The organism is Pseudomonas sp. PB120, from assembly GCF_009761815.1.
Classification (GTDB): Bacteria; Pseudomonadota; Gammaproteobacteria; order Pseudomonadales; family Pseudomonadaceae; genus Aquipseudomonas.
Map to the genome: position 1 here is coordinate 19543 of NZ_RWIN01000081.1, position 24811 is coordinate 44353.

Below are 24811 nucleotides of genomic sequence, written 5' to 3' on the forward strand. Positions count from 1 at the left end.
GCTTTAAGCCTGTCTCGCTTGCGGCTTGAGCCGCACGTAAAGGGTTTTCTCGACCCGCGCCACCAGTTTGCCGGCGCCGTCGTGAATATCGACCTGCAGTTGCGGCAGGTATTTTTCGCCATCCGCGGTTTGCCGACGGATCTCGTCGAGCAAGGTGTCGTCAATGGTGAAGCGGGCGAACACCGGGCCTTTGCCCGGCGAGATGAAGTCGATGTCGGCGGCTTTGTCCCAGACGATGTAACGACCGCCGAGGTTTTCCATCAGCATCAACATGAAGAACGGATCGACCATGGAATAGAGGCTGCCCCCGAACTGGGTGCCGACGTAATTGCGGTTATACCAGCCCAGCCCCATGGACACCTTGATGTCGCGGAAATCATCGCTGATGTGCTGCACCCGAACACCGGCGCCGAGGTACGGCGGGTAAAAGGTCATGAACCAGCGCATCAACCGCGCCTTACCGAAGGTTTTGCTCAGCCACTCAAGCATCGGGACGAGTACCTAGACCCATGGCCTGGCGCGCGAACCAGCGTTTGGCCGGCGGCAGCAGGTCCAGGCCGAGCAAGCCGAGGTTGCGACCCAGCGAAACCAGCGGCTGAGTGCTGCCGAACAGGCGGGTGACCTGGTCGGAGAAGCCGACCGTCAGGTTCTGATCCATCCGCTGGCGCTCGCGATAAGCCTGCAACGTGGCGAAGTCACCGGGCGATGCCTCGCTCGCCAGCAGCGCATCGGCTAACGCCTGGGCATCGCGCAAGGACAGGTTGAAACCTTGTCCCGCAATCGGGTGCAAGCTGTGGGCGGCGTTGCCGAGGATCGCCAGGTGCGGACGCACTTGCTCTTCAGCTTCGATCAGCGTCAGCGGATACAGGTGCCGCGCGCCCACTTGTTTCAAGGTCCCGAGGCGGTAACCGAACACGCCCTGCAATTCGCTGAGAAAGCTGCGCTCGTCGAGTGCCGCCAACCGTTGCGCGTCCATGCCCAGACGGGTCCAGACCAGGGCGCAGCGGTTTTCCGGCAACGGCAACAACGCCATCGGGCCGTCGTCAGTGAAACGCTCGAAAGCCATGCCGTTGTGCGCTTCGCTCGGGGTGATGTTGGCGATCAGCGCGCTCTGGTTGTACGGGCGTTTTTTGATGCCGACCCCCAGTTGCTCGCGCAGGCCGGAGCGGCCGCCGTCGGCGAGCACCGCGAGGTCGCATTCCAGTGTGGTTTCGTCGTTGAGGGTCAGGCGATAGCCGTCGGGCAGTGGCTCCATGCGCGTGACTTCCGCCGGGCAGCGCCAGGTGACCACGTCCTTGTCCAGACCCTGCCAGAGGCATTGGCCGAGCCAGGCGTTTTCCACCACGTAACCCAGTGCCGGCACGCCCTCTTCCATCGCCGACAGGCGCGCGGTGGAAAAACGGCCACGGTCAGAGACGTGAATCTGCTTGATCGGCTCCGCGCGGCGGGAGATGTCCTGCCAAACGCCCAGCCGCTGATAAATCTGTTTGGCGCCGTAGGACAACGCCGAAGAACGGGCATCGTAGCTCGGCTGATAGGTGTCACCGGGAGCGAACGGTTCGATCAGCACGATCTTCCAACCGCGCGCCTTGGCCCCCGCTTGCAAGGCCAACGCCAGGCTGGCACCGACCAAGCCACCGCCGATGATTGCCAGATTGACTCGATTCATGCCGCTTGTGTCCGCGCTTGCGCCATCAAGGCCTCGATCTCGGCGACCGTTTTCGGCACGCCCTGGGTCAGGATTTCACAACCGGTTTTGGTTACTACCACGTCGTCCTCGATGCGCACGCCAATGCCGCGCCATTTCTTCGCTACGTTCTGGTTGTCCGGGGCGATGTAGATGCCCGGTTCAACGGTCAGCGCCATGCCGACCTCCAGCACGCGCCATTCGCCGCCGACCTTGTACTCGCCAACGTCATGCACATCCATGCCCAGCCAATGGCCGGCGCGGTGCATGTAAAACACTTTGTAGGCTTCGCTGGCGATCAACTCGTCGACGTCACCCTGCAACAGGCCCAACTTCACCAGACCGGTGGTAATCACCCGGACCGTGGCTTCGTGCGCCTGATTCCAGTGCTTGTTCGGGGCGATTTCGGCGAAGGCGGCTTCTTGCGATGCCAGCACCAACTCGTAGATCGCCTTCTGCTCCGGCGAATACTTGCCATTGACCGGCCAAGTGCGGGTGATGTCGCTGGCGTAGCAGTCGATCTCGCAACCGGCGTCGATCAGCACCAGATCGCCGTCCTTGAGCACCGCGTCATTCTGCTGATAGTGCAGGATGCAGCTGTTGCGCCCCGCCGCGACGATCGAACCATACGCCGGCATCTTCGCCCCGCCCTTGCGAAACTCGTAGTCGAGCTCCGCTTCCAGGCTGAACTCATACAAACCAGCGCGGCTGGCCTGCATCGCGCGGATATGCGCCTGGGCGGAGATCCGAGCGGCCTCGCGCATCACTTTCACTTCTGCCGCCGATTTATACAGGCGCATGTCGTGCAGCAGATGATCCAGGGCAACGTATTCGTTCGGCGGCTGGGCGCCGAGGTGCGCTTTAGAGCGGATCACGTTGATCCACTCCATCAGGTGACGGTCGAATTCCGGGTTGCTGCCCATGGCCGAGTAAACCCGGTCGCGCCCTTCGATCAAGCCCGGCAGGATGTCGTCGATGTCGGTGATCGGGAAGGCATCGTCGGCACCAAAGTCACGGATCGCGCCTTCCTGGCCAGCCCGCAAGCCGTCCCACAACTCGCGCTCGGCGTTGCGTTCACGACAGAACAGGATGTATTCGCCGTGCAAACGCCCCGGCATCAGCACCAGGACTGCCTGAGGCTCAGGGAAACCGCTGAGGTACTGGAAATCGCTGTCCTGGCGGTAGACGTGCTCGACGTCACGGTTGCGAATGGCAACCGCGGCGGCGGGCAGGATGGCGATGCTGTTGGGTTCCATCTGCGCCATCAGGGCCTTGCGGCGACGGCTGTATTCCGATTTCGGGATATGAATCATGGGCAGATGGTTTTCCCTGGCTTGCGATCAGTGCAACGACGGTTTGGCGGCAGCCGGCGCGTCCGGCTTCTTGGTTTCGCTGAACAGCAGCAGCGGCGCGACGCGCAGGTACTCCATGACTTCCATGTAGTCGTTTTCGCCGTCGTCCGACTCTTCCAGCGCGTCCTGCACCTGGGCGATGGCCGCCAGGTCTTGAAGAACTTCGGTGGCTTCGGTGCTGAGCATACTGCTGTCACGGCAGTTCAGGCCGAAACCGCTGAGAAAGCCTTGGCACCATTGGCCCAGTGCGGCGGCACGGTCAGTCAGCGGCTCGTCATCGGTCGGCAGCAGCAGAACGACGGTCACGTCGTCGCCGGTGAGTTCGCCCTTGACCATCTCTTGCAGGCCGATCAAGGCATTGCGAACGTTATCTTGCGGCTCGCCTTCGAGCAGCTCGGCGGCATCGACCAGCCAGCCTTCGGCATCGAAGCCGGCACCGGCGCAGCTGCGGCCAAGCAACAGGCCATGCAGTTCGGCGGGCGAGACATTGTGACCGCTGGACGTCAGCAGTGTGGCGAAGGCTTGGTACGGAGAATTCTGAATGGGCATGGGCAGCTAGGCGCCAGACGGCGCTATGTCTAGAATGAAGGCCTTGTATCCTACATCGACTCCTCTGCAGGAGCGAGCTTGCTCGCGATGGTCGCCAACGATAATGCCGGGTGCCTGACACCCCGCTGCGTTCTCCGGTTCATCGCGAGCAAGCTCGCTCCTACAGTTCCACACCCATCAGACATTTTCAGTGGACATTATGGAAGACACCGACCTGCAAGCGCTGATGGCCAGGCTTGAGCTGCTAATTGGCCGAGTCGAGCAACTTAAGAGTCAAAACGGACTCCTACTAGCTCAGGAAAAGACCTGGCGCGAGGAACGCGCGCACCTCATTGAAAAGAACGAAATCGCCCGGCGTAAGGTCGAATCGATGATTTCGCGCCTCAAGGCCCTGGAGCAAGACTCATGAGTTCAAGCAATAGCGTTACCGTGCAGATCCTCGACAAAGAGTATTCGATCATTTGCCCCCAGGAAGAGCGCAGCAACCTGGTCAGCGCCGCCCGCTACCTGGACGGCAAGATGCGCGAAATCCGCAGCAGCGGCAAAGTCATCGGTGCCGACCGCATCGCCGTGATGGCTGCGTTGAACATCACGCACGACCTTCTGCACAAGGAAGAACGCCCGGATGTACAGGTCAGCGGCTCGACTCGCGAGCAGGTTCGCGACCTGCTGGACCGTGTCGATCTGGTGCTCGCGACTGATCCGGACGTCACCAAGGGCTGAAACGCGGAACCGCTTGGGGTATACTCGCTTCACTCCCTGGGGTGCTTGCCAGTTGACCACGTCCCTGAGCCGATTCGCACTACCCTGGAGGTTGCACGTTGGGCTGGTGTGCATGTCCGCTAGACGGAAAGCCTTAAAGCCTACTGCATCTTCCACCTTGAACTTTCGGGTTCAAGGGCTAAGTCAGCAGCGGTTCATCCGGGGAGCCTGATTCCAGTCCGATGCCGGTTTAAATACCGGCATCGGCTTTTTTACGGGTACGCTTTATGTACCCGCACTGCCGAAGCCCGAATCCATGACCGAACCTGCGCTGCTTCCTCGCCCGCAACTTCGACGCATGCTGCGCAAGGCCCGCCGCGCACTGACAGCCAGTCAGCAGCGCCAGGCCGCGCGCGGGCTCTACAGGCAATTGGCCCAGCAACCGCTGTTTCGCCGCGCAAAACACATTTCCCTTTATCTGCCCACCGACGGTGAAATCGACCCGCGCCTACTGCTGCGCGCCGCGCAACGCCGGGGCAAGGCGACTTACCTTCCGGTGCTCAGCGCCTGGCCCCGCACCAAAATGGTGTTCCAGCGGATTCGCCCCGGCGAAAAACTCAAACCCAATCGTTTACGGATTCTTGAGCCCCGGGCCAATATCGCCCAACAGCGCAATATCTGGGCGCTGGACCTGGTGCTGTTGCCGTTGGTGGGGTTTGACGATGTCGGCGGGCGCCTGGGCATGGGCGGTGGTTTCTACGATCGCAGCCTGGCGTACCTGTCGCGGCGCAAAAACTGGCGCAAGCCTACGCTGCTGGGGCTGGCCCATGAATGTCAGAAGGTCGAGCGATTGGCTCAGGCAAGCTGGGATGTGCCGTTGCAAGGCACGGTGACAGACAAGGCGTGGTATTTCGCAGACTAGACGCCACTGGAATCAGCGGCGTCGAAAGACAGGTTCAGCGCTTGAAGGCCGGCGGCTGTTGTTGCTGGGCGATTTCGATGGGCGCGTCAGTCTTGTTGTTCCACAGGCTTTGGGCATAGCCAGTGGTCACGACGCCGAGGCCGAACAAAATAACCAAAATCCATAGTAAATCCGGTTTGCGTTTCATCGATTGCCCCCCAAAGGCACATCAACACGATGACAGCAGCGGTTTCCGTTGTAGGCCGTGCAGCAGCGTCAAGCTTAGAAGGCCGGCATTTTGCGACAACGTGAACCGACACGCAAACGCTGGCGTCAACCGACTGTCGGTTTGTCATAAAATGGCCGAACAACCCGCCCACTGACCTCGCAAGGAGCAAAACCCATGGCCTATTGGCTGATGAAATCCGAGCCCGACGAACTCTCGATCAAAGGTCTGGAGAAGCTTGGCAAAGCGCGCTGGGACGGGGTTCGCAACTATCAGGCGCGTAACTTTTTGCGGGCCATGGCGGTGGGGGACGAGTTTTTCTTCTATCACTCCAGCTGCCCTGAACCGGGCATTGCCGGGATTGGGAAGATTGTCGAAGCGGCGTATCCGGACCCGACAGCGCTGGAGCCGGAGAGTCATTACTTCGACCCGAAGGCCACCGCCGAGAAGAACGCCTGGAGCGCAATCGATGTTGAACATGTCGAGACGTTTTCGAAGGTGTTGAAGCTGGATTATTTGAAGCAGCAGACGGCGTTGGCGGAGATGCCGTTGGTGCAGAAGGGTTCACGGCTGTCGGTGATGCCGGTGACGGCCGATCAGTGGGCGGCGGTGATTGCGTTACGGACTTGAGCCTTGTACCGAATGTTGGAACGCCATCGCTAGCAGGCTAGCTCCCACAGGGGATCTCCAGCGAGACCATCCAATGTGAGAGCGAGACCGGCTTGCCGGCGATGAGGCCGGTTAAGGCAGCGAAAATTTACTGAATGATGAGGTTGTTGAACAACAAATCCTCAACCACAGGCTTGCCGGTCTCGTCATTCATGATTTGCTGGGTCTGCTTCAAAGCTTCCTGACGCAGTTTTTCCTTGGCCTCGACATTGTTCATCGCCTCGGTCGTCTGCTGGGCAAACAACGCCACCAGTTGATTGCGAATCAACGGCTCGTTGGCCTTGACCGCTTTGGTCGCCTCGTCGCCGGTCACCCGCAGCGCCACGTCAGCCTTGTAGACCTTGAGCTTGGGCGAACCATCCAGCCCATAGTTGCCTACAAACGGCGGGCTCAGGGTGATGTAGTTAACCTTCGGGGCTTCACCTTCTTTGGCTTCTTCAGCCACTGCTGCCACAGGCAGAGACAGGGCCAGCAACAACATGATCCACACTTTCACAATTCGCTCCTTATCCGGTTTGCGGCCTAGCATAACGACCCGCCGCGCAAGCACAAGCTTATGGCTGACTATCAGGGTCGGGCATGCTCGTTGACCCATCGACTCACACACCTACACTTATCGGCCATCACTCCCAAAGGAATAGCCCTGATGAAAGCCGTGCTGTGCAAAGCCTTCGGCCCTGCCGAATCGCTGGTGCTGGAAGACGTCGCCAGTCCTGTCGCGAAGAAGAACGAAATCCTGCTGGACGTGCACGCGGCCGGGGTGAATTTCCCGGACACGCTGATCATCGAGGGCAAATACCAGTTCAAACCACCGTTCCCGTTTTCCCCGGGCGGTGAAGCGGCTGGCGTGGTCAGCGCGGTGGGCGAAAAGGTCAGCCACTTGAAAGTTGGTGACCGGGTCATGGCGCTGACCGGCTGGGGCAGCTTCGCCGAACAGGTGGCTGTGCCGGGTTACAACGTCCTGCCGATCCCGCCGTCCATGGACTTCAACACCGCCGCGGCCTTCAGCATGACCTACGGCACCTCGATGCACGCACTCAAGCAACGGGGCAACCTGCAGCCAGGTGAAACCCTGCTGGTACTTGGTGCTTCCGGCGGTGTGGGCCTGGCTGCCGTGGAAATCGGCAAAGCCATGGGCGCCCGCGTCATCGCCGCCGCCAGCAGCGCCGAAAAACTCGCCGTGGCCAAGGCGGCCGGCGCCGATGAGCTGATCAACTACAGCGAAACCAGCCTCAAGGACGAAATCAAACGCCTGACCGACGGCCAGGGCGCCGATGTGATCTACGACCCGGTCGGCGGCGACCTCTTCGACCAGGCCATCCGCGCCATCGCCTGGAACGGCCGATTGCTGGTGGTCGGCTTTGCCAGTGGACGCATCCCGGAATTCCCGGTCAACCTCGCACTGCTCAAGGGTGCAGCGGTGATCGGCGTGTTCTGGGGCTCGTTTGCCCAGCGCCAGCCGCAGGACAATGCCGCGAACTTCCAGCAGCTGTTTGGCTGGTTCGCCGAGGGCAAGCTGAAGCCGTTGGTGTCGCAGGTGTATCCGCTGAGTCATTCGGCACAGGCGATCAATGATCTTGGGCAGCGCAAGGCGGTTGGCAAGGTTGTGGTTCAGGTTCGCTGAGCCGAAAAAAAGCGGCCTGAACAGTGTTCAGGCCGCTTTCTTTATCCGGGAGTTAAAACAAACTCCGAATGTCCGCTGGCACAAAAGTCATGAACCTGGAAACAGGACTGTTCATGCAGTGCCGGGCAATGGTCGGCACGCGTCTGTTCAGCTTGGCAATCATTGCAAGGCGCTGCTCGGACGACATCTGTTTCTGGAAGAAGCCACTCGATAGGTAAGCACGGGTGTAGTAAAACGCCGGCAAGTCGACCCAGTCGGTATCCGATGTATTGACCAGTCCTTCGTTGACCTCGCGGCACTTCAGCGCTTTGAGCCACTGATGGGTATCGCTGGGCGCATCGAGGCCGAACACCATCGGCGCGACCACTTCCTGCTCAGCAGGCTTGTCGCCCTCAACCTTCCACGGCTTGAACCGCCACTGCGCTATCGCGACGCGCGTTGCCTGGGCCAGATCAGGGTGATCGCTTTGCAGGATGCCGATCTTGCTGACTGAACCATCGGCATTGACCATGAACCGCACCCGAACATTACCGACTATCCCGGCGCGTGACAGCGCACTCGGATAAATGGGTTTGGGATTGAATTCGGGTATCAGAAACACTTCCTCGGCCTGCGCCCCCACAGACACAATTAACAAAAGCACATACGCCAACCACCGCATAACCCCTCCCCTTCACACCGATTTGCCAAACCTGGCATCAGTGCAAAAGGTTAAAGCTGCACGCCCCGGAACATAACGTCATGGCTTCCCATTCCACCGCGGGATATTTCTCAAAGCTGCGTCCTCCTGCGGACAAAAGAACGCAAGAAAGGGTCGATAGGCAGATTTCCTACACAGCCCTTCACCTGCGTCTGAGAGGGGCCTCGTGGTAGGGCGGATTTTGTTACTGGTCGGCATGTGCCTGATCAGGTCTGAATTTGCAACGCTTGAGCCGCGCCTCCAGATTCCGGTCCGGCATGGCGTGGCTGCGCAAGGCATTGGCAGTCTGCTCGACATAATCGCGCGTCGTGCCATAACGCCCGCAAGCATTTTCAAACACGTGGCTCAGCACATGATCCGGCAAGTTGCCGGCATAGCTGGGCAAGTGCCGCTCCAATACAAATCCCAACGCCTGAACCTGACTCCCGTCTTCGAGACGACAGTTGAGCCAGTGCGGACGATAGGAAGGGAATGGCATTTCGCGTTGCCACAAGGCGTAGAGCGAAGCGTCGAGTTGTTCTTCGGGCAAGCGATACGCGAAACCGCTGCAAGAACCGCCGCGGTCCAGGCCAAACACCAGACCTGGCACCTCCGGCGTGCCACGATGCTCGTGAGACCACAGGTACAAACCGCGATGGTAGCCGTGCACTCGACCGCGAACCCGTTCAACGGCCGCGCATTCAGGACGCCAGATCAGCGAGCCATAAGCAAACAGCCAGACCGGCCCACCTTTGTGGCGCGCCATGGTCGACTGCATCGAGCTGAGCAATTGTTCGTGCGTAAGCTGCGGCCCAAGATCGAGTCGCGGAGGGTAAGGCTGGTTCAGAAAAGCAGTTTCAATGGCACTCATGGCGAATAGCGTTCAGCTCCCCGCGGGTAAACAGTTACTTAATAGAACGCACCGCTGTAACAATAAGGCACATATGTTTTAAGGCAATTTAAATGCCATGGCACAGTTATTAAATAATGGCTTGGCTGAGATATAACCTACCGGTATTTATATAAATGTATAAATACCGATCGGCTATAAAGAGAGTTATAACGGCGAACCTGTAGGAGCGAGCTCGCTCGCGATGGACGCCAACGATGACGCGTACACCCGGATGAACGCGGTGTCCTTGCCTCCATCGCGAGCGAGCTCGCTCCTACAAGGAAAATGTCATCTCGGCGCGTAGGCAAAAACGTCGGCACGCATCTGATGCGCATCCATCCCCGCTTCGACCAACGCGTCCAGCGTGCCGTAGACCATCGCCGGGGAGCCACTGGCGTACACATGCAGTGCCTTCAGGTCCGGGAAGTCCTCGCACACCGCCTCATGCAACATGCCGCAACGCCCCTGCCAGCCGCATTGGTCGCTGACGACTTTATGCAGGAACAGATTGGGCAGTTTCAACCACTCATCCCAATGCTCGATTTCATAAAAATCTTCAGGACGGCGCACGCCCCAGTACAGGTGCACCGGGTGCTTGAAGCCTGTGGCGCGGCAATGCTCGATCAAACTGTGGATCTGCCCCATGCCCGTGCCAGCGGCGATCAGTACCAGCGGCCCATCCGGCAATTCCGCCAGGTGGGTATCACCGAATGGCAGTTCGATGCGCACCAGGGGGTTGCGCTGCAGTTGTTCGATCAGGCTCAGCGCACTGTTTTCGCGCGCCAGCACGTGTATTTCAAGATCTCGTCCGCCGTGTGGGGCCGAGGCCAGGGAGAACGCTGATTTCTCGCCGTTCTCACGCTCGATCATCAAATACTGACCGGCGTGATAACGCGGTGGTTTGCCGGCCGGCGCTCGCAGGCGCACGCGCCAGGTGTCCCCGCCGACGTCCCTGCATTCAATGACCTGACACGACACACCGCGCACCGGCAACTCTCCCAGCGCGAGCACGCCATCCCACAGCACAATGCAGTCTTCCAGCGGCTCTGCTATGCAAGTGTAGAACTCGCCATGGTCGCGCACACCGCCTTGCTGTTCGATCCGTCCTTCCACCAGCAGGGCGGCGCACACATGGCAATTGCCGTTGCGGCAGCTTTGCGGGCATTCATAGCCCAGGCGCCGCGCGCCATCGAGAATCCGCTCGCCGGGCAGAATGTCCAGTACGGCGCCGGAGGGCTGCAAAGTTACACGCATCAATCTATTCCTAACTGGTTCCAGATGGCATCGATCCGCTGAGTAACGGCATCGTCCTTGACGATGACCCGACCCCACTCGCGCGTGGTTTCGCCCGGCCATTTATGCGTGGCATCGAGCCCCATCTTCGACCCCAGTCCGGAAACCGGCGAGGCAAAGTCCAGGTAGTCGATCGGCGTGTTGTCGATCATCACCGTGTCGCGCTTGGGGTCCATGCGCGTGGTGATGGCCCAGATCACGTCGTTCCAGTCGCGCGCGTTGATATCGTCGTCGGTGACGATAACGAACTTGGTGTACATGAACTGTCGCAAAAACGACCAGACACCGAGCATTACCCGCTTGGCATGGCCGGGATACGACTTCTTCATGGTCACGATGGCCATGCGATACGAGCAGCCTTCGGGCGGCAGGTAGAAGTCGGTGATCTCCGGGAACTGCTTCTGCAGGATCGGCACGAACACTTCGTTCAGCGCCACGCCGAGAATCGCCGGCTCATCCGGCGGACGGCCGGTGTAGGTGCTGTGGTAGATCGGTTTGATCCGATGGGTGATGCGCTCGACGGTGAACACCGGGAAGCTGTCGACTTCGTTGTAGTAACCGGTGTGGTCGCCGTACGGGCCTTCGTCGGCCATTTCGCCCGGGTGGATCACGCCTTCGAGGATGATCTCGGCGGTGGCCGGCACTTGCAGGTCGTTGCCGCGGCATTTCACCAGTTCGGTGCGATTGCCGCGCAGCAAACCGGCGAAGGCGTATTCGGAGAGGCTGTCCGGAACTGGCGTCACGGCACCGAGGATGGTCGCCGGATCAGCACCCAGCGCCACGGACACCGGGAACGGCTGGCCCGGATGCTTCTCGCTCCACTCGCGGTAATCCAGCGCGCCGCCACGGTGGCTGAGCCAACGCATGATGACCTTGTTGCGGCCGATCACTTGCTGGCGATAGATGCCGAGGTTCTGACGATCCTTGTTCGGACCTTTGGTGACGGTCAGCCCCCAGGTGATCAGCGGGCCAACGTCGCCAGGCCAGCAGGTCTGCACGGGCAACATCGCCAGGTCTACGTCGTCGCCTTCGATGACCACTTCCTGGCAGACCGCGTCTTTGACGACTTTCGGCGCCATGGCGATGATCTTGCGGAAGATCGGCAGTTTCGACCAGGCGTCTTTCAGGCCCTTGGGCGGTTCGGGCTCCTTGAGGAACGCCAGCAACTTGCCGATCTCGCGCAGCTCGCTGACCGACTCGGCGCCCATGCCCATGGCGACCCGCTCGGGGGTGCCGAACAGGTTGCCGAGCACCGGGATGTCGTACCCGGTAGGCTTTTCGAACAACAGCGCCGGGCCTTTTGCCCGCAGCGTGCGATCACAGACTTCGGTCATCTCCAGCACGGGAGACACGGGGATCTGGATGCGTTTCAACTCTCCGCGCTGCTCAAGCTGCTGCACGAAATCCCGAAGATCCTTGAATTTCATTGATGATGGCACCCGTAAAATAGGCGTACATCCTACCTGCTCTGGCGGCCAAACAGCAGCCTGTCAGTGCCCTGCGCCGATCAATTTTGACTCGTGTCCTGCAACACCGGGGTAAACAGCGAGCTCAATCTGGCACTGCCGACGTCCGACAGGTGATCCTCATCCCGGTACTGCGAATGACCGTTGACTTCGATGTTGCAGATACCGTGCGAGCACATCAGCGGCGTCGGGTCGATGACATGCACGCCCGGGTCCGCAGCGCTCATCGAGTCGAACAAAGCACTGAGAAAGTGCTGCCGTGCCAAGTGTTCCTCGAGCGGGCGCCCCAGCCCTTCGACCGACCCGCCAATTCGGGCCAGGCTCGTCAGGCGAGCCACGCTGCCCTTGCGCTGCAGCGGTACTTCCTTGAACAACCAGACTTGCGCACCCGCCTCCCGCAACGCCGCCACCCGCGCCTTGAGCCCGGCAGCCATGCGCTGCTCGGCCTGAGCTGTATTGTCGTGTTCGTTGAGCAGCACTTTTTTATCGCCGTCTTCACGACCGTAGACGTTAAGGCTCCAGTTGGAGGCCAGCACCACGTCCTTGATCTTCAGACTGCGCACGCGCTCCATTGTCCGTTCGTTGAAATCGTTGCAGCGCGGGCGCTGATCGTCGCTGAGCACCGGCGAACAGGCACTCATGCTGTACAACCACACGGGGTGGCCTTCGACCTGGGCGTTGTGTTCGATGGCCGGCAACAGCGCCGCGGCATGGCTGTCGCCCCAGAACATCTTCGTCGGTGCACCTGCGGTGGTGCCGCCGACCAGGCACGCCTTGTCCAGATTCTTGTCCGAGGTCACCAACATGCAGTTCATCTGCCCGGCCTTCCAGTCCCGTGACTCGGCGAATTCCTGCGCCTTGCCGGTCAAACGCTGCGGAACGCCATCGGCCGATCGCACGGCCGTGCCGATGACGCCCAGGGCCGCCATCGCCAGCAAACCACTCGCCAGCACGGGTATGCGCCCCGCCAGCACGCGCTTTTCGCGGAACGGAAGCTCGACGAAGCGATAACTCAGCCACCCAAGGCCCAGCGCCAGTCCAATCCAGCCCGCCGCTTCCGCTGGCCCGATACCGTCGATCGAGATGGCATTGGCGTAGACAAAGACCGGCCAGTGCCACAGGTACAGGGAGTAGGAGATCAGGCCGACCCACACCATCGCGCGGGCACTCAACAGCTTGCCGACCCATGTCGAACCCTGGCCGCCCGACCAGATCATGGCGGTCGCCCCAAGTACCGGCAGTAATGCCGCCCAGCCCGGGAATACCGTGGATTTGTTGAAGGTGAAGACGGCAACAAGGACGGCGACTAATCCGGCCAGTCCTACAGACTGATACAGCCACGGCCGCACAGGCTGCCGAGGTGCGGGCAGAACAGCCAGCATCGCACCGCACAGCAATTCCCAGGCGCGGGTTGGCAACGAGAAGAACGCCACATCAGGCTTGTTATGGATGGAAGTAATGTTCAGCCCGAATGAAACCAGCAGCACGGCAAACAACATCCAGCGCCAATGACGAACATGGCGCATCAACAACGCCATCAACAGCGGAAAGAAAATGTAGTACTGCTCTTCAACGGCCAGCGACCAGGTATGAAGCAGCGGCTTCAACTCGGAGGCCGGCTGGAAGTAGCCGTCCTCGCGCATGAACAGAACGTTCGACGCAAAAAATGCCTGATAACGGACCGTCCGCCCCAGTTCCGCGAAGTCCTTGGGGGTCAGCAACAGCCAGCCGAACGCCAGCGCCACCAGCAACACCACGCTCAACGCCGGAATGATGCGCCGGGCACGCCGCGCCCAGAAATCAACGAAGCTGAAACGCTGCGCGCTGATCTCACGGAACAGGATGGAGGTAATCAGGAAACCGGAAATGACGAAGAAGACATCAACGCCGACAAAGCCACCGCTGAACGTGCTGAACCCGAAGTGAAACAACACGACCGGAATAACGGCCAGAGCCCGTAAACCATCGATATCACGGCGATTGCCAAACGTATGCATGACGCCCCTCTGTCAGCGGGCGGTGCCGCCCTTGGAATGGGCGCCAGTTTACGTGGCGTATGTATCCGGATACAAATATCTCGATACCGATTTCGCGCGCAAAAAAAAGAGCGCCCTTTTCGGGGGCGCTCTTGTTCAAGCGTAACTCGTCTTACTTACGCTTCATCGACAAGAAGAACTCGTCGTTGGTCTTGGTCGTCTTCAGTTTGTCGACCAGGAACTCGATGGCAGCAATCTCATCCATCGGGTGCAGCAGCTTGCGCAGGATCCACATGCGCTGCAACTCGTCGTCGGCGGTCAGCAACTCTTCGCGGCGGGTGCCGGAGCGGTTGATGTTGATGGCCGGGAAAACGCGTTTTTCAGCGATACGGCGATCCAGAGGCAGTTCCATGTTGCCCGTGCCTTTGAATTCTTCGTAGATCACTTCGTCCATCTTCGACCCGGTTTCAACCAGCGCGGTGGCGATGATGGTCAGCGAACCGCCTTCTTCGATGTTCCGCGCGGCGCCGAAGAAACGTTTCGGTTTCTCCAGGGCGTGGGCATCGACACCACCGGTGAGCACTTTGCCGGAGCTCGGGATCACGGTGTTGTAGGCGCGGGCCAGACGGGTGATGGAGTCGAGCAGGATCACCACGTCTTTCTTGTGCTCGACCAGGCGCTTGGCCTTCTCGATCACCATTTCGGCAACCTGCACGTGGCGGGTTGGCGGCTCGTCGAACGTCGAGGCAACCACTTCGCCGCGCACGGTGCGCTGCATCTCGGTGACTTCTTCCGGACGTTCGTCGATCAGCAATACGATCAGATGAACTTCAGGGTTATTACGTGCGATGTTCGCTGCGATGTTCTGCAGCATGATGGTTTTACCGGCTTTCGGCGGTGCAACGATCAGACCGCGCTGGCCTTTGCCGATCGGGGCGCACAGGTCGATGACACGACCGGTCAAGTCTTCGGTGGAACCGTTGCCGGCTTCCATCTTCATGCGCACAGTCGGGAACAGCGGGGTCAGGTTCTCGAAGAGAATCTTGTTTTTCGCGTTCTCGGGACGATCGTAGTTGATCGTGTCGACCTTGAGCAGCGCGAAATAACGCTCGCCTTCCTTTGGAGGGCGGATCTTGCCAACGATGGTGTCACCGGTGCGCAAGTTGAAGCGGCGGATCTGGCTCGGCGAGACGTAGATGTCATCGGGGCCAGCCAGATAGGAAGCGTCAGCGGAGCGCAGGAAGCCGAAGCCGTCCTGGAGAATCTCCAGCACGCCATCACCGGAGATTTCCTCGCCGCTTTTCGCGTGCTTTTTGAGCAGGGAGAAAATCACGTCCTGCTTGCGCGAACGGGCCATATTTTCTATGCCCATCTGTTCGGCCAATTCGAGCAGTTCGGTAATCGGCTTTTGCTTGAGTTCAGTCAGATTCATATAGGAATGACGTAATCATTTATGGAGGGGGGGAAATTAAGCTTTTGGCTTAATGAGGCCGCGCCGCAGAGAAGGCGACAGGATCGCGTACTTATTCGAAAAGGAGTGCGTCGGCGACGGCTAGCAGGGGGCAATGGAGAAACCAGTGCGGGGCCGAATGTACCACCTGAGTTTCGGAGCGTCTAGCCCTCAATAACGAAAAAGCCCCGCAATTTGCGGGGCCTTTTTTCGGACACTTTACTTCGACGCTTAGATGTTGGCGTCGAGGAAAGCAGCCAGTTGCGACTTCGACAGTGCGCCGACCTTGGTCGCTTCAACGTTGCCGTTCTTGAACAGCATCAGGGTCGGGATACCACGCACGCCATGCTTGGCCGGGGTTTCCTGGTTTTCGTCGATGTTCAGTTTGGCAACGGTCAGCTTGCCTTTGTAGGTTTCAGCAATTTCGTCCAGAACAGGAGCGATCATTTTGCAAGGGCCGCACCATTCAGCCCAGTAGTCGACCAGTACAGCGCCTTCGGCCTTGAGTACATCGGCCTCGAAGCTAGCGTCGCTAACGTGTTTGATAAGATCGCTGCTCATGGAAGTCTCCAGGTTGTAAGCAAAAAAACGTGGCCCATCATAGCCGCCCTTCCCTCGTTCAGGAAGGTGCAGATGATTGAGTCTCGCTATGGCGGTGCATGAGTTTGGGTATAGCTCAAGTCAGGCATAGGCGGGAGCAAGGCAGGTTTTTTCGGTAAGGAACGCACCCCGGGGCGCCTTTGCGGCCGCCATCGCGAGCAGGCCGCTCCTACAGTGGATCGGCGTCCTGCGCGGGCTCGCGGGCAACACCCAGCCCTGTAGGAGCGAGCCTGCTCGCGATTGACCGCGCAGCGGTCACCCGCATGACTGCGCCGGATCAAGGCTTTCTGCACTGCGCGTTGGCGCCAGCCTGTGATCGTGGCACGATGTCGAGGTTATCGACCGAGACCCCTGACCATGCCGCAATCCCAAGCCAAGAATCTGTCCCTGATCGCCGCAATCGACCTGGGCTCCAACAGCTTTCACATGGTCGTGGCCAAGGCCCAGAACGGCGAAATCCGCATACTCGAACGCCTCGGAGAAAAGGTTCAGCTGGCTGCCGGGATCGACGACGAGCGCAAGCTCAGCGAAGAATCCATGCAGCGCGGGCTCGATTGCCTGAAGCGCTTCGCCCAACTGATCAACGGTATGCCCCCTGGTGCCGTGCGGATCGTCGGGACCAACGCCCTGCGCGAAGCTCGCAACCGGGGCGAATTCATCCGCCGCGCCGAAGAAATCCTCGGCCACCCGGTCGAAGTCATCTCCGGCCGTGAAGAAGCACGCCTTATTTACCTCGGCGTGTCCCACACCCTCGCCGACACCCCGGGCAAACGCCTGGTCGCCGACATCGGTGGCGGCAGTACCGAATTCATCATTGGCCAGCGCTTTGAACCGCTGCTGCGCGAAAGCCTGCAAATGGGCTGCGTCAGTTTCACCCAGCGCTACTTCAAGGACGGCAAGATCACCCCCGCCCGCTACGCCCAGGCGTACACCGCGGCGCGGCTGGAGATCATGAGCATCGAACACGCCCTGCACCGCCTGACCTGGGATGAAGCCATCGGCTCTTCGGGCACCATTCGCGCCATCGGCCTGGCGCTGAAGGCCGGGGGTCACGGCACGGGCGAAGTGAACGCCGAGGGCCTGGCCTGGCTCAAACGCAAGCTGATCAAGCTGGGTGACATCGAGAAAATCGACTTTGATGGCATCAAACCCGATCGCCGGGCGATTTTCCCGGCGGGGCTGGCGATTCTCGAAGCCATTTTCGATGCCCTCGAACTGAAACGCATGGACCACTGTGAAGGCGCCCTGCGCGAAGGCGTGCTCTACGACCTGCTGGGCCGTCATCATCACGAAGACGTCCGTGAGCGCACCCTCAGCTCGCTGATGGAGCGTTATCACGTCGACCTGGAACAAGCGGCACGCGTCGAGCGCAAAGCGTTGCATGCCTTCGATCAGGTGGCCGAGGATTGGGATCTGGATGACGGCGTCTGGCGCGAACTGCTCGGTTGGGCGGCGAAGGTGCACGAGGTGGGTCTGGACATCGCGCACTATCACTACCACAAGCACGGCGCCTACCTGATCGAGCACTCGGACCTGGCCGGGTTCTCCCGCGAAGACCAACTGATGCTCGCGCTGCTGGTGCGTGGCCACCGGCGCAATATTCCCAAGGACAAGTTTGCCGAGTTCGGCGATGAAGGCATCAAGCTGATTCGCCTGTGCGTGCTGCTGCGCTTTGCGATCCTGTTCCATCACATCCGCGGCACCCAGGAAATGCCTCAAGTCGTGCTGCGCGCCAATGGTGACAGCCTGGATGTGCTGTTCCCGGAAAACTGGCTGGATGAAAACCAGCTGACCCAGGCTGACTTTGCCCTCGAAGCCGAATGGCTAACGCGGGTTGGTTTCGTGCTGAACGTCCGCTAACACTTGTGGCGAGGGAGCCTGCTCCCGCTGGGTCGCGAAGCGGCCCCAAAAAATAGGGGCCTGCTACGCAGTCCAGCGGGAGCAAGCTCCCTCGCCACAGGTTACTCAAGCAAGATAAAAAAATGGCGATCCGCAGGGATCGCCATTTTTTATGCCGCGTGAAACTTAACGCACCGCCAGGATCGGGCTACCCAGCCGCTCCAGCAATGTCGCCTGGGCACTGCGCGGGTTCTGGTTGCCGGTTGGCGTGTTGCGGATGTAACGACCGTCCGCCTGCAGGCTCCAGCTGTGGGTGTTATCGGTGAGATACAGCTCCAGCTCTTTCTTGACCCGCATGATCAGCTTCTTGCCTTCCACCGGGAAGCAAGTCTCGACGCGCTTGTCGAGGTTGCGCTCCATCCAGTCGGCGCTGGACAGGAACATCTGCTCTTCGCCGCCATTCAGGAAGTAGAAAACCCGGGTGTGCTCCAGGAAGCGGCCAATGATCGAGCGCACGTGGATGTTGTGGGAAACCCCGGCGATGCCCGGACGCAGGCAGCACATGCCGCGCACGACCAGGTCGATGCGCACCCCGGACTGACTGGCCTTGTACAACGCGCGGATGATCTTCGGATCGGTCAGCGAGTTGAACTTGGCGATGATGTGCGCCGGTTTGCCGTCGAGGGCGAACTGGGTTTCGCGGGCAATCATGTCGAGCATGCCCTTCTTCAGCGTGAACGGCGCATGCAGCAGCTTCTTCATGCGCAGGGTCTTGCCCATGCCGATCAGCTGGCTGAACAGTTTGCCGACGTCTTCGCACAAGGCGTCGTCCGAGGTCAGCAGGCTGTAGTCGGTGTACAGGCGCGCGTTGGCGGCGTGGTAGTTGCCCGTCCCCAAGTGGGCGTAGCGGACAATCTCGCCGGCCTCGCGACGCAGGATCAGCATCATCTTGGCGTGGGTCTTGAAACCGACCACGCCGTAAATGACTACCGCACCGGCCGCTTGCAGACGGCTGGCCAATTGAAGGTTGGATTCTTCGTCGAACCGCGCCCGCAATTCGATCACCGCGGTGACTTCCTTGCCGTTGCGTGCGGCATCGACCAGCGCATCGACGATTTCCGAGTTGGCGCCAGAGCGGTACAGGGTCTGACGAACCGCCAACACGTGCGGGTCCTTCGCGGCCTGGCGCAGCAGGTCGACCACCGGGGTGAACGACTCGAACGGGTGCAGCAGCAGGATGTCCTGCTTGCTGATCACGCTGAATATGTTTTCGCTGTTTTGCAGCAGTTTCGGGATCTGTGGCGTGAACGGCAGGTATTGCAGGTCGCGCTGACTGTCGAGGCCAGTGATGCTGAACAGACGGGTCAGGTTGACCGGACCGTTGACCTGATACAGCTCGGTTTCGTGCAGGTTGAACTGCTTGAGCAAGTAGTCGGACAGGTGTTTCGGGCAGGTGTCGGCCACTTCCAGCCGCACAGCGTCACCGTAGCGACGGGAGAACAACTCGCCGCGCAGGGCGCGAGCCAGGTCTTCCACGTCTTCGGTGTCGACGGCGAGGTCGGCGTTTCGGGTCAGGCGGAACTGGTAGCAACCCTTGACCTTCATGCCCTGGAACAGGTCATCGGCGTGCGCGTGGATCATCGACGACAGGAACACATAGTTGTCGCCAGGGCCGCCGACTTCTTCCGGCACCTTGATAACCCGCGGCAACAGGCGCGGTGCCGGGATGATCGCCAGTCCGGAGTCGCGACCGAAGGCGTCGATGCCTTCGAGCTCGACAATGAAGTTCAGGCTCTTGTTCACCAGCAACGGGAACGGGTGCGTCGGGTCGAGGCCGATCGGGGTGATGATCGGTGCGATCTCGTCGCGGAAATAACGGCGGACCCAGGTCTTGAGCTTGGTGGTCCAGTAACGACGACGGATGAAGCGGACCTGATGTTTTTCCAGTTCCGGCAACAGGATGTCGTTGAGGATCGCGTACTGGCGGTCGACGTGACCGTGCACCAGTTCGCTGATCCGGGCCAGGGCCTGATGCGGTTGTAGGCCATCGGCGCCAGCCTGCTCACGGGCGAAGGTGATCTGCTTCTTCAGGCCGGCCACACGAATTTCGAAGAACTCGTCCAGGTTGCTGGAGAAGATCAGCAGAAACTTCAGCCGCTCCAGCAACGGGTAGGACTCATCCAGCGCCTGTTCCAGCACGCGGATGTTGAACTGCAGTTGCGAGAGCTCGCGATGGATGTACAGGCTGCTGTCATCCAGGCCGGGAATGGCGATCGACGGGGCTGCCGACGTAGCCTCGGCTACCAACGCGGGTGGAGCAGGCTCCAGCTCCGGCGGGGTTTCGTCGATTTGCTCGACCACGGGTTGAGCCTCTTTTAAAGCAACTTCAGTGAGTCCTTCGGTATTCATGACATGTTCCTGGGAGGGCTATTTTTGCTCTCGTAACAATTGGGCGGCACGGACGGCAAAGTAAGTCAGGATGCCATCGGCGCCTGCACGTTTAAAAGCGGTCAGGGACTCGAGAATAACCCCTTCGCTCAACCAGCCATTCTGGATCGCTGCCATGTGCATCGCGTATTCGCCGCTGACTTGATAAACAAATGTCGGCACTTTGAATTCTTCTTTGACCCGGTAAAGGATGTCCAGATAGGGCATGCCTGGCTTGACCATGACCATATCCGCGCCTTCTGACAAGTCCGCCGCCACTTCGTGCAGGGCTTCGTTGCTGTTGGCCGGGTCCATCTGATAGCTGGCCTTGTTGGCCTTGCCCAGGTTCAGCGCCGAACCGACCGCATCGCGAAACGGGCCGTAATAGGCGCTGGCGTATTTGGCAGAGTAAGCCATGATCCGCACGTTGACGTGATCGGCCAGCTCCAGGGCTTCGCGAATCGCCTGGATGCGACCGTCCATCATGTCCGAGGGGGCCACCACCTGAGCACCGGCTTCGGCGTGGGATAGGGCTTGCTTGACCAGTGCGTCGACGGTGATGTCGTTCTGCACGTAGCCTTCTTCGTCGAGGATGCCGTCCTGCCCGTGGGTGGTGAACGGGTCCAGGGCGACGTCGGTGATCACGCCCAGTTCAGGAAATTGCGCACGCAGGGCGCGGGTGGCGCGCTGGGCAATGCCATTGGGGTTCCACGCTTCGGCGGCGTCCAGGGACTTGAGTTCTGGCGGCGTCACCGGGAACAGCGCCAATGCCGGAATCCCCAGCTCGACCCACTTGGCAGCTTCTTCCAGCAACAGGTCGATGGTCAGGCGCTCGACGCCCGGCATCGAGGCCACCGCCTCGCGACGGTTTTCACCGTCCAACACAAAAACCGGCAGGATCAGGTCGTCGACGGTCAGGACGTTTTCACGGACCAGGCGACGAGAAAAATCATCGCGACGGTTACGGCGCAGGCGGGTGGCGGGAAACAAACGGTTGGCGGGGGTAAAGCTCACGGCAGACTCCTGAGCCCGCGCTGGCAGGCGAGCGTGACAGTTATAAGCGGCCATTATGACGAACAGATGACAGTTGTGCTTAGCCCTGTGACACGTAGCCGCTTTCCATTGTCGTTGTAGGATTTGTTCACGTCGAGACACATTTGGACACTTTCACGAATGTGCACGAAGGGTTAGGCTGCGCGTTCATTTCGCCAGCACCCAGACAATGCTCCAACAATTTCTGCATGACTTCGGCTACTTTGCCCTTTTTCTCGGCACGTTCTTCGAAGGCGAAACCATTCTGGTACTCGCGGGCTTCCTCGCGTTCCGTGGATACATGGACATCAACCTGGTGGTCGTCGTGGCGTTTTTCGGCAGTTATGCCGGCGACCAGCTGTGGTATTTCCTGGGACGCAAGCACGGCCGCAAGCTGCTGGCGCGCAAACCGCGCTGGCAGATGATGGGCGATCGGGCACTGGAACATATCCGCAAGCACCCGGACATCTGGGTGCTGAGCTTCCGTTTTGTCTACGGTTTGCGCACGGTAATGCCGGTGGCTATCGGCCTGTCAGGCTATCCGCCGGGACGTTACCTGCTGCTGAACGGGATTGGCGCCGCCATCTGGGCTGCCGCCCTGGCTGCAGCCGCCTACCACTTTGGCGCGGTGCTCGAAGGGCTGCTCGGCAGCGTCAAGAAGTACGAGTTGTGGGTGCTCGGCGCCCTGTTGGTGCTGGGCGTGGTCCTGTGGCTGCGTCGGCGCTTCAAGAATGCCCGCCTGGCGAAGAAGATCTACGCCGATGAGCAAGCCCTGAAAGCCGAACAGGCCAACGTGACTAAGACGCCAGCCGAGTGAAACGGTTTCTGCAGCAGTAGAGACCGATTCCGCTGAGCAGGCTGTAACTGAGCAAGCCGGCCCAGCCCACCGCGCTGGCGGGCCACAAGCCAACCAACGGCGCCAGCCATACCAGCGGCACGTTCGATGCCAGCCGCACCAGTTCCAGCTTCAACGCCCACGGGCGATTCTCCAGCGCCACCCCCAACGCAAACAACCCCAGCGCCACCGCCCCCCAGCCGAGGATCAACGCGCCGATCGGCAGGTGCTGCTCCAGATTCATCAAATAGCTGCCCAGCGCGATGTAGACGCAGAACTGCAACGCGACATACAGCTGCTGACGCCCGTCCAGCGGCACTTCGAATTTGCGGAACTGGCTCAGGTCCTGTTTGCTCATCGGGTACCTGGCCGCGACATCCGCCGGCCGCCAACCGGTGCGCATGAACCAGATCCGCAGCTTGTCCCACTTGCTCTCGGCACGCCGCGCGTCATCCCACAGCTGCGCATAGAACTGCAGGTTGGCCCACAACGGGTTCCAGCTCGCCAACGGGGTGGTGACGCCAAAAATCACCGGTTCGTTGTCGTCCTCTTCCTGGAACGAGCCGAACAGACGGTCCCAAATAATGAACACGCCGCCGTAGTTGCGATCCATGTAGAGAAGGTTTTGTGCATGGTGGGCGCGATGATTGGACGGCGTGACGAAAAACCACTCGAACCAGCCAAGCTTGGGAATGTGTTTGGTATGTACCCAGAATTGATACAGCAAGTTGAGCGCAGCCACGCTGACGAACACCAGCAGCGGCACACCGATCACGGCCATGGGCAGGTAGAAAATCCAGCTCAGCAGGAAACCGGTACTGGTCTGGCGCAGAGCCGTGGACAGGTTGTATTCCTCGCTCTGGTGATGCACCGAGTGCGCGGCCCAGAGGATGTTGCGCTCATGGCCCATGCGATGCAGCCAGTAGTAGCAGAAGTCGTAGAGGACGAAGGCGAATACCCAGACCCAAACGCTGTCGGCCGCCAGGTCGAAAAGGGCCAGGTGCTTGAGGGCAAACGCGTAGGTCACCAGCCCGACACCTTTGGTCAACAGCCCGGTGGTGGTCGACAGCACCCCGGTGCTGAGGCTGTTGATCGCGTCCGCCAGCCGATAGTTACTGATCCCGCGCCAGCGGTCGGCCAGCAGCTCGACGGCAATCAGCACAAAGAAAAACGGCACCGCATACAGAATGAAGTCCATGACACGCCCTGATCGGAATCTTGAGGACAGATGCTAGGTGTAGCCGCGAATTTACCCTATGGCAACGAGTGACAAATTAGTGGACATTTAACGCCATGAATCTGGAGAAATACCCATGAGCAAAAAAATTGCAGTGATTCTTTCCGGCTGTGGCGTGTACGACGGCGCAGAGATCCATGAAAGCGTGATCACCTTGCTGCGCCTGGACCAACGGGGCGCCCAGGTGCAATGTTTCGCCCCCAATGTCGAGCAGTTGCATGTGATCAATCACCTGACTGGGGAAGCAATGCCCGAGTCGCGCAACGTGCTGGTGGAATCGGCGCGGATCGCCCGGGGCAATATTCAGGACATTCGCGAAGCGAACGCCGAGGACTTCGATGCGCTGATTGTTCCCGGCGGTTTCGGCTCGGCCAAGAACCTCTCCAATTTTGCCGTCGAAGGCGCGGGCTGCACCGTACAACCGGACGTTCTGGCGTTGGCCGAAGCCTTTGCCGAGGCGGGTAAACCGGTCGGGTTGATGTGCATTTCGCCGGCGCTGGCCGCGAAAATCTATGGCCCAGGCGTCAACTGCACCATCGGCAACGATGCCGAGACCGCCGCCACTATGAACAAAATGGGCGCCACCCATACCGATTGCGCGGTGAGCGAGATCGTCGAAGACAAGGCTCGCAAATTGGTCAGCACCCCGGCGTACATGCTGGCGAAGTCGATCAGTGAAGCCGCTTCAGGCATCAACAAAATGGTCGACCGCGTGCTTGAACTGACCCACGAAAACGACGCCTGACCCGTTTTACTGTGGGAGCGAGCCTGCTCGCGATGAGGCCGCAACGTTCAACAAATAGGCTGATTGTCAGACCGCTATCGCGAGCGGGCTCGCTCCCACAGGGGTTACCTTCCGGTTTGAGACTGGCGCGAAAGGCGCGTAAGGATCCGGTCCAGCGCATTGGCGAACGCCTGCTTCTCCCGTTCGCCAAAGGGCGCCGGCCCGCCGCTCATCTGGCCTTGCTCGCGCAAATCGGTGAACAGGTTGCGCACCGCCAGCCGGTCGCCCATGTTCTGCGCATCGAACTCCTTGCCGCGCGGGTCCAGCGCTGAAACGCCCTTCTTCACCAGGCGGTCAGCCAGCGGCACATCGCTGCAAATCACCAACTCGCCGGGCACTGCGTGTTCCACCAGGTAGTCATCGGCGGCATCCGGGCCACTCGGCACCACGATCAGCTTAACCAGCGCAAGCCCCGGCTTGATCTGCGGCTGCCCCGCCACCAGCACCACTTCGAACTGGCGCTTGAGGGCGAACTTCACCACCAGGTCCTTGGCTGCCCGCGGGCAGGCATCCGCATCGATCCACACACGCATGGTTTTTTCCTCTTCCAAAAAGCATCGCGAGCAGGCTCGCTCCCACAGGGGTATACAC

Annotated in this window: 25 protein-coding genes and 1 other RNA gene; 9 read left to right on the forward strand and 17 right to left on the reverse strand. The window is 60.2% G+C overall.

Annotated features, from left to right (window positions below; all coding sequences use genetic code 11):
- Window positions 1-3 precede the first annotated feature (3 nt).
- Genes EJA72_RS15705 through EJA72_RS15720 form a run of 4 tightly spaced genes read right to left on the reverse strand, consistent with a single transcriptional unit; the run spans window position 4 to window position 3588 of the window.
- Complete coding sequence (locus EJA72_RS15705) at window positions 4-489, reverse strand: DUF4442 domain-containing protein (RefSeq protein WP_157712346.1); 486 nt, start codon at window positions 487-489, stop codon at window positions 4-6.
- Window positions 482-1669, reverse strand: a complete 1188-nt coding sequence (ubiH, locus tag EJA72_RS15710; protein WP_157712347.1) for a 2-octaprenyl-6-methoxyphenyl hydroxylase — start codon at window positions 1667-1669, stop codon at window positions 482-484. The genes EJA72_RS15705 and ubiH overlap by 8 nt, the downstream gene beginning before the upstream one ends.
- Window positions 1666-3000, reverse strand: a complete 1335-nt coding sequence (gene pepP, locus EJA72_RS15715) for a Xaa-Pro aminopeptidase (protein WP_157712348.1) — start codon at window positions 2998-3000, stop codon at window positions 1666-1668. The genes ubiH and pepP overlap by 4 nt, the downstream gene beginning before the upstream one ends.
- 27 nt (window positions 3001-3027) lie before the next feature.
- Complete coding sequence (locus tag EJA72_RS15720) at window positions 3028-3588, reverse strand: YecA family protein (protein ID WP_157712349.1); 561 nt, start codon at window positions 3586-3588, stop codon at window positions 3028-3030.
- A gap of 199 nt (window positions 3589-3787) precedes the next feature.
- On the opposite strand from EJA72_RS15720, the gene EJA72_RS15725 reads away from it, so the two are divergent.
- From EJA72_RS15725 to EJA72_RS15740, 4 genes are all read left to right on the forward strand, one after another.
- On the forward strand, window positions 3788-3997 hold the full coding sequence (locus EJA72_RS15725; protein WP_157712350.1) for a TIGR02449 family protein: 210 nt from the start codon (window positions 3788-3790) through the stop codon (window positions 3995-3997).
- On the forward strand, window positions 3994-4311 hold the full coding sequence (locus EJA72_RS15730) for a cell division protein ZapA (RefSeq protein ID WP_008024266.1): 318 nt from the start codon (window positions 3994-3996) through the stop codon (window positions 4309-4311). The genes EJA72_RS15725 and EJA72_RS15730 overlap by 4 nt, the downstream gene beginning before the upstream one ends.
- 30 nt (window positions 4312-4341) lie before the next feature.
- A non-coding RNA gene (gene ssrS, locus EJA72_RS15735) (6S RNA) lies at window positions 4342-4520 on the forward strand.
- Between the two features lie 86 nt (window positions 4521-4606).
- Complete coding sequence (locus EJA72_RS15740) at window positions 4607-5212, forward strand: 5-formyltetrahydrofolate cyclo-ligase (RefSeq protein WP_157712351.1); 606 nt, start codon at window positions 4607-4609, stop codon at window positions 5210-5212.
- 34 nt (window positions 5213-5246) lie between these two features.
- Here EJA72_RS15740 and EJA72_RS28970 read toward each other — a convergent pair whose 3' ends face one another.
- Window positions 5247-5399 carry a hypothetical protein gene (locus tag EJA72_RS28970; RefSeq protein WP_178129386.1) on the reverse strand — a complete coding sequence of 51 codons (153 nt, stop codon included), beginning with the start codon at window positions 5397-5399 and terminating at the stop codon, window positions 5247-5249.
- 195 nt (window positions 5400-5594) lie between these two features.
- Between EJA72_RS28970 and EJA72_RS15745 the strand changes: the two genes are divergently transcribed.
- Window positions 5595-6047, forward strand: coding sequence for an EVE domain-containing protein (locus EJA72_RS15745; protein WP_157712352.1), 453 nt, complete (start codon window positions 5595-5597; stop codon window positions 6045-6047).
- Window positions 6048-6174: 127 nt separating this feature from the next.
- On the opposite strand, the gene EJA72_RS15750 is transcribed toward EJA72_RS15745, so the two are convergent.
- Window positions 6175-6582 carry a flagellar basal body-associated protein FliL gene (locus EJA72_RS15750; RefSeq protein ID WP_178129387.1) on the reverse strand — a complete coding sequence of 136 codons (408 nt, stop codon included), beginning with the start codon at window positions 6580-6582 and terminating at the stop codon, window positions 6175-6177.
- Window positions 6583-6732: 150 nt separating this feature from the next.
- On the opposite strand from EJA72_RS15750, the gene EJA72_RS15755 reads away from it, so the two are divergent.
- On the forward strand, window positions 6733-7710 hold the full coding sequence (locus EJA72_RS15755; protein ID WP_157712354.1) for an NADPH:quinone oxidoreductase family protein: 978 nt from the start codon (window positions 6733-6735) through the stop codon (window positions 7708-7710).
- A gap of 52 nt (window positions 7711-7762) precedes the next feature.
- Here the strand turns inward: EJA72_RS15755 and EJA72_RS15760 are convergent, their stop codons facing one another.
- The 7 genes from EJA72_RS15760 to trxA form a co-directional block, all read right to left on the reverse strand.
- Entirely contained in the window at window positions 7763-8371 is a 609-nt protein-coding gene (locus tag EJA72_RS15760) for an energy transducer TonB (RefSeq protein WP_157712355.1), read from the reverse strand.
- A 223-nt stretch (window positions 8372-8594) separates the two neighbouring features.
- The gene (locus tag EJA72_RS15765; RefSeq protein ID WP_157712356.1) at window positions 8595-9260 is read right to left on the reverse strand and encodes a gamma-glutamylcyclotransferase; all 666 of its coding nucleotides are present in this window, start codon (window positions 9258-9260) and stop codon (window positions 8595-8597) included.
- Between the two features lie 309 nt (window positions 9261-9569).
- Window positions 9570-10535, reverse strand: coding sequence for a CDP-6-deoxy-delta-3,4-glucoseen reductase (locus EJA72_RS15770; RefSeq protein WP_157712357.1), 966 nt, complete (start codon window positions 10533-10535; stop codon window positions 9570-9572).
- Window positions 10535-12001, reverse strand: a complete 1467-nt coding sequence (gene ubiD / locus EJA72_RS15775; RefSeq protein WP_157712358.1) for a 4-hydroxy-3-polyprenylbenzoate decarboxylase — start codon at window positions 11999-12001, stop codon at window positions 10535-10537. Before ubiD ends, EJA72_RS15770 begins: the two co-directional genes overlap by 1 nt.
- Window positions 12002-12081: 80 nt before the next feature.
- Window positions 12082-14037 (reverse strand): acyltransferase family protein, encoded by a 1956-nt coding sequence (locus tag EJA72_RS15780; protein ID WP_157712359.1) that lies wholly within the window; start codon window positions 14035-14037, stop codon window positions 12082-12084.
- 151 nt (window positions 14038-14188) lie between these two features.
- Window positions 14189-15448: a transcription termination factor Rho gene (gene rho / locus EJA72_RS15785; RefSeq protein ID WP_007942421.1), complete on the reverse strand. Its 1260-nt coding sequence runs from the start codon at window positions 15446-15448 to the stop codon at window positions 14189-14191.
- Window positions 15449-15697: 249 nt separating this feature from the next.
- Window positions 15698-16027, reverse strand: a complete 330-nt coding sequence (gene trxA / locus EJA72_RS15790) for a thioredoxin TrxA (RefSeq protein ID WP_003206727.1) — start codon at window positions 16025-16027, stop codon at window positions 15698-15700.
- Window positions 16028-16423: 396 nt separating this feature from the next.
- Between trxA and ppx the strand changes: the two genes are divergently transcribed.
- Window positions 16424-17926, forward strand: a complete 1503-nt coding sequence (ppx, locus tag EJA72_RS15795) for an exopolyphosphatase (protein ID WP_157712360.1) — start codon at window positions 16424-16426, stop codon at window positions 17924-17926.
- A 165-nt stretch (window positions 17927-18091) separates the two neighbouring features.
- Here ppx and ppk1 read toward each other — a convergent pair whose 3' ends face one another.
- Window positions 18092-20314 carry a polyphosphate kinase 1 gene (ppk1, locus tag EJA72_RS15800; RefSeq protein ID WP_157712361.1) on the reverse strand — a complete coding sequence of 741 codons (2223 nt, stop codon included), beginning with the start codon at window positions 20312-20314 and terminating at the stop codon, window positions 18092-18094.
- A gap of 18 nt (window positions 20315-20332) precedes the next feature.
- Complete coding sequence (gene hemB / locus EJA72_RS15805) at window positions 20333-21346, reverse strand: porphobilinogen synthase (protein WP_008150323.1); 1014 nt, start codon at window positions 21344-21346, stop codon at window positions 20333-20335.
- Between the two features lie 208 nt (window positions 21347-21554).
- Between hemB and EJA72_RS15810 the strand changes: the two genes are divergently transcribed.
- Complete coding sequence (locus EJA72_RS15810; RefSeq protein ID WP_157712363.1) at window positions 21555-22181, forward strand: DedA family protein; 627 nt, start codon at window positions 21555-21557, stop codon at window positions 22179-22181.
- Here EJA72_RS15810 and EJA72_RS15815 read toward each other — a convergent pair.
- Entirely contained in the window at window positions 22162-23397 is a 1236-nt protein-coding gene (locus EJA72_RS15815) for a sterol desaturase family protein (protein ID WP_157712364.1), read from the reverse strand. The two genes, EJA72_RS15810 and EJA72_RS15815, sit on opposite strands and share 20 nt — an antisense overlap.
- 115 nt (window positions 23398-23512) lie before the next feature.
- Here EJA72_RS15815 and elbB point away from each other — a divergent pair, with 115 nt between their 5' ends.
- The gene (elbB, locus tag EJA72_RS15820) at window positions 23513-24181 is read left to right on the forward strand and encodes an isoprenoid biosynthesis glyoxalase ElbB (protein WP_157712365.1); all 669 of its coding nucleotides are present in this window, start codon (window positions 23513-23515) and stop codon (window positions 24179-24181) included.
- Between the two features lie 104 nt (window positions 24182-24285).
- Here elbB and EJA72_RS15825 read toward each other — a convergent pair whose 3' ends face one another.
- Window positions 24286-24753: a YaiI/YqxD family protein gene (locus EJA72_RS15825; protein WP_157712366.1), complete on the reverse strand. Its 468-nt coding sequence runs from the start codon at window positions 24751-24753 to the stop codon at window positions 24286-24288.
- Window positions 24754-24811: the final 58 nt, after the last annotated feature.